Annotated in this window: 2 protein-coding genes; one reads left to right on the forward strand and one right to left on the reverse strand. The window is 48.6% G+C overall.

The genetic code is table 11. The annotated features are described in order from the left end of the window. Positions 1-158: 158 nt before the first annotated feature. On the reverse strand, positions 159-1,325 hold the full coding sequence (locus QZ938_RS03075) for a succinylglutamate desuccinylase/aspartoacylase family protein (protein ID WP_293348013.1): 1,167 nt from the start codon (positions 1,323-1,325) through the stop codon (positions 159-161). 206 nt (positions 1,326-1,531) lie between these two features. Here QZ938_RS03075 and QZ938_RS03080 point away from each other — a divergent pair, with 206 nt between their 5' ends. Further along, positions 1,532-4,273, forward strand: a complete 2,742-nt coding sequence (locus tag QZ938_RS03080; protein WP_293146449.1) for a DEAD/DEAH box helicase — start codon at positions 1,532-1,534, stop codon at positions 4,271-4,273. The last annotated feature ends 456 nt before the right edge of the window (positions 4,274-4,729 follow it).

Genomic DNA, 4,729 nt, shown 5'->3' on the forward strand with positions numbered 1-4,729 from the left:
GACTAAAGTCCTTACTACGAACCAACACAAGATCAATCTTTCATATTAAAGCGGTTCGTAGTGAGGACTTTAGTCCGCATCAATCCGAGGACTAAAGTCCTTACTACAAACCATCACAAGATCAATCTTTCATATTAAAGCGGTTCGTAGTGAGGACTTTAGTCCGCATCAATCCGAGGACTAAAGTCCTTACTACAAACCATCACAGACAACACATATTCCCCTTGATTTGCCGACTCATTCGTCGAAACATCAAAAACAAAAACATCCGACTCCGCACAAACCTCAACTAAACTCGGAAGTTCCCCATTCTTGTTAAAACTCAGAATTTGATAAAGTCGATCGCCCTTCTTGACAAAACTCCCCAATTCCACCCGACATTGAATCATACCGCCCGCCGGAGCATAATATTTGTACACAGATTTTTTGTCTGTCAAAATTATGGGGTGCGCCGCCGTTTCCGGGAGGGGAAATCCTTCAATTTTCAACAAACCTTTACTGGCTAAGTAATTTTTTATCCCCCGCAAGCCTTTTGACACAGACTCGGGATTCATCTGCATTCCCGAACCTAATTCTAATGTCCAAGCTTCGACATCAAAGACGATCGCACTTCCCAACTCTGCTAAACTCTTCTCCAGCGCCAGCCAAGGCTTGAGAAACGCCTCATCAAAAGCATCGCCGTCATATTCGTCGAACAAAATTCCGCGATCGAGCAAAAAGGCCTTCGCGCTTTCCTCGCGGGAACTGAAACAGTAAATATAATCTACAGCTTGATTCGTCGAACTGTGCAAATCCAGCACGTAATCGGCATCCAAACACAAAGATTGCAGCTTGTATCGATAAATTTCGCTGTAGGGTCTGCAACTGGGAGCATTGATTTTTGCCAACTGTTTCGCAAAACTCAAAGCAATCTCTTTTCTGTAGTTACATTTGATCGTATCAGCATCGCGATCGATCTGAGACTTCGCAAAAGCCTGAATATCTTCGCCTGCTTTTTCAAAGTCCCAAAAAATCCGGTTCCAATCTGCACCGTCATAATGATTGTAGCGGCCGGGCGAGAAATGGTGCGATCGCTGGCTGACACCGACAGGATTGCAAACCGGCACCAGCCAAATTTCCCCGATTAATCGATCGCTCTCCAAAGACATTAACAACTGAATTAACTGGTGAATTACAGCATTGCCGCTAATTTCGGCACCGTGGAGGTTAGACTGTATGTAAGCCTTTTTGCCGGGAACGGCACCTCGAAACTGATAAACTTGCAGCGAAAGCCGATCGCCCGAAGCAAGCTGCACCACAGGAATAGTTGAAATAACAGGAATCATACACAGAGTAATTGGGAGTTGGGCAAACAGGGAATTGGGCATCGGGCATCGGGCATTGGTAATTGTTACTAATGACTAATGACTAATGACTAATGACTTAATAGCCGATTTGCGGGCGTTGGCCTAAAATCAATACAGTCGTCCTCTGCTGCCTTGCTTTCGGCAAGATTTAAGCATACTTACCCTGCAACCTCATAATAATCCTTGTGCCTAACGCTTCCCAGAACCGCCAAGAGCTGGATCTGAAGACCATATTTCCATTCGAGCTAGATAACTTTCAGAGAGATGCGATCGCCGCCCTCGATGCAGGTAAATCCGTTGTCGTGTGTGCTCCCACGGGCTCAGGGAAAACTTTAATCGGCGAATACGCCATCCATCAAGCACTCTCAAGAGGGCGGCGCGTCTTCTACACCACTCCCCTCAAAGCTCTGTCCAACCAAAAGCTGCGGGACTTCCGCAATCAATTTGGAGACGAGATGGTAGGTTTGCTGACGGGCGACATCTCCTTCAATCGAGATGCGCCAATTTTGGTGATGACTACCGAAATATTTCGGAATATGCTCTATGGTACGCCCATTGGCGCTGTCGGTGCTTCCCTCACCGGAGTCGAAACCGTGGTGCTCGATGAGTGTCACTACATGAACGATCGCCAGCGCGGTACAGTCTGGGAAGAATCAATCATCTATTGTTCCAGCGAAATTCAACTCCTCGCCCTCTCAGCAACCGTTGCCAATAGCGACCAACTCACAGACTGGATTAACAAAGTCCACGGGCCCACAGAGCTTGTCTACTCAGACTTTCGGCCAGTGCCGCTACAATTCCACTTCGCCAATCAAAAAGGGATATTTCCCCTGCTAGACGAAACTGGGAAAAGAGCTAATCCGCGATTAGTCCCCAAAAAGAAGCAGCAAAAATCAGAAAGAGGTAGCATTCCGACTCCCACTTTGACCGATGTTTTGTCTCGGTTGGACGATCGCGATATGCTACCAGCAATTTACTTCATCTTCAGCCGTCGCGGGTGCGACCAAGCAGTAGCAGAAGTAGGCAATTTCTCCCTAGTTAACGAAGCCGAAACAGCCGAACTCAAACGCATTATTGACGATTTTTTACAGCGCAACCCAGAAGCAGAACGTTTCGGTCAAAAAGAAGCACTTTTAAAAGGCATCGCCGCCCACCACGCAGGCATTTTGCCCGCCTGGAAAGGTTTAGTAGAAGAACTTTTTGGCAGAGGTTTGATTAAAGTCGTATTTGCCACCGAAACCCTCGCAGCCGGGATCAATATGCCCGCCCGCACCACCGTCATTTCCACCCTGTCCAAACGCACCGACAAGGGACACCGACTGCTAAACGCTTCAGAATTCCTACAAATGGCCGGTCGGGCAGGTCGCCGGGGCATGGACGAGCTGGGGCACGTGGTCGCAGTTCAGACCCGCTTTGAAGGCGCAAAGGAAGCCTCCTATTTGGCAACAGCCAAGGCCGACCCCCTTGCCAGTCAGTTTACGCCCAGCTACGGCATGGTGCTGAATTTGCTGCAAACTCACACGCTTGATGAAGCTCAAGAGTTGGTAGAACGCAGTTTTGGTCAATACCTTTCTACCTTGTACTTGCAACCGCAGCAATCAGAATTAGATCGGTTGCTGGCAGAATTAGCGGTGCTCGAAGAGTCCCTAGCCGCCGGAGGTAATGTCTCTACCCTGGAAAAACAACTCGCCCATTACGAAAAATTGCAGGGAAGGCTCAAAGAAGACAAACGTTTGCTGAAAACTCTATTGCAGCAAGCAGAAGAAACGCGCATTAAGGAGATGTCCGTAGCTGTAGCTTTTGCAGTGCTAGGCACGGTTCTGAGTCTGAAGGGCAAACACGTCCCGACAGCCAAACGATCGCACACAACCCCAGTCCCCGCCGTACTGGTTGCCAAAATCCCAGGTTCCGGCCAAGCACCAAATTTGGTATGTTTGGGCAAAGACAACCGCTGGTATATCGTCGCCATTAGCGATGTTGCCACCCTCCACGCCCAACTGCCACGCTTGAGTGTCGCAGATGGCTTAAACCCGCCTCCCGAATTGACCCTGAGACTCGGCCAGTGTCGCTTGGGAAGTGAAGAAACTGTGGAAATTGCTCAATCGATCCCAGAATTGCCCGCACCGGAACCGAGCCCAGAGGCGATCGAGCAACAGCAGAAAATCGTCGCCCTAGAAGATAAACTAGAAATTCACCCAGTTCTCGAATGGGGCAATCCCGGTACTTTGCTCAAGCGCCAGCGCCGCCGCGAAGAATTGAAAAAAGAAATCCGCAAAGCCGAACAAGACTTAGAAAAGCAGCGAGCTCGTTACTGGGAGCAATTTCTCAACTTAATTGACATCTTGCTAAATTTCGGATGTTTGGAAAGAGTAATTTCCCCAGATGGGAACCGAGATGACTCCTCCGACAGGTTGGTACCCACAATCTTGGGTCAAGCTTGCGCCGCCATTCGCGGTGATAATGAACTGTGGCTGGGTTTGTCCCTGATGTCTGCCGAGTTTGACGAACTCGACCCCCACCACCTCGCTGCTGCTTGCGCGGCCTTGGTTACAGAAGTTTCTCGGCCTGACAGTTGGACTCATTACTCGCTGTCGCCGGAAGTTTTGGCGCCTTTGGACAACCTGCAAAAAGGGCTGCGCCGCCGGTTGTTTCAAGTACAGTACCGTCACGAAGCTGCGATCCCGATTTGGCTGGAACGGGATATAGTGACTTTGGTGGAACAGTGGGCTCTGGGCGTGGAATGGCTGGAACTGATTAGTCACACGAGTTTGGATGAAGGGGATGTGGTGCGGATTTTGCGCCGGACTTTGGATTTCTTGTCTCAGATTCCTCATGTTCCTCATGTTTCCGATTCTTTGCGGAAAAATGCTTGTCGGGCGATGCAGTTGATCGATCGATTCCCCGTAAATGAAGCTGCAACTCAGTAAGTAAGGTTTGTAGTGAGGACTTCAGTCCTTCCTAAATGCGGACTAAAGTCCTCACTACAAACAGTAAGTAAGGTTTGTAGTGAGGACTTCAGTCCTTCCTAAATGCGGACTAAAGTCCTCACTACAAACAGTAAGTAAGGTTTGTAGTGAGGACTTCAGTCCTTCCTAAATGCGGACTAAAGTCCTCACTACAAACAGTAAGTAAGGTTTGTAGTGAGGACTTCAGTCCTTCCTAAATGCGGACTAAAGTCCTCACTACAAACAGTAAGTAAGGTTTGTAGTGAGGACTTCAGTCCTTCCTAAATGCGGACTAAAGTCCTCACTACAAACAGTAAGTAAGGTTTGTAGTGAGGACTTCAGTCCTTCCTAAATGCGGACTAAAGTCCTCACTACAAACAGTAAGTAAGGTTTGTAGTGAGGACTTCAGTCCTTCCTAAATGCGGACTAAAGTCCTCA

Source organism: Microcoleus sp. CAWBG27 (assembly GCF_020883145.1).
Classification (GTDB): Bacteria; Cyanobacteriota; Cyanobacteriia; order Cyanobacteriales; family Microcoleaceae; genus Microcoleus.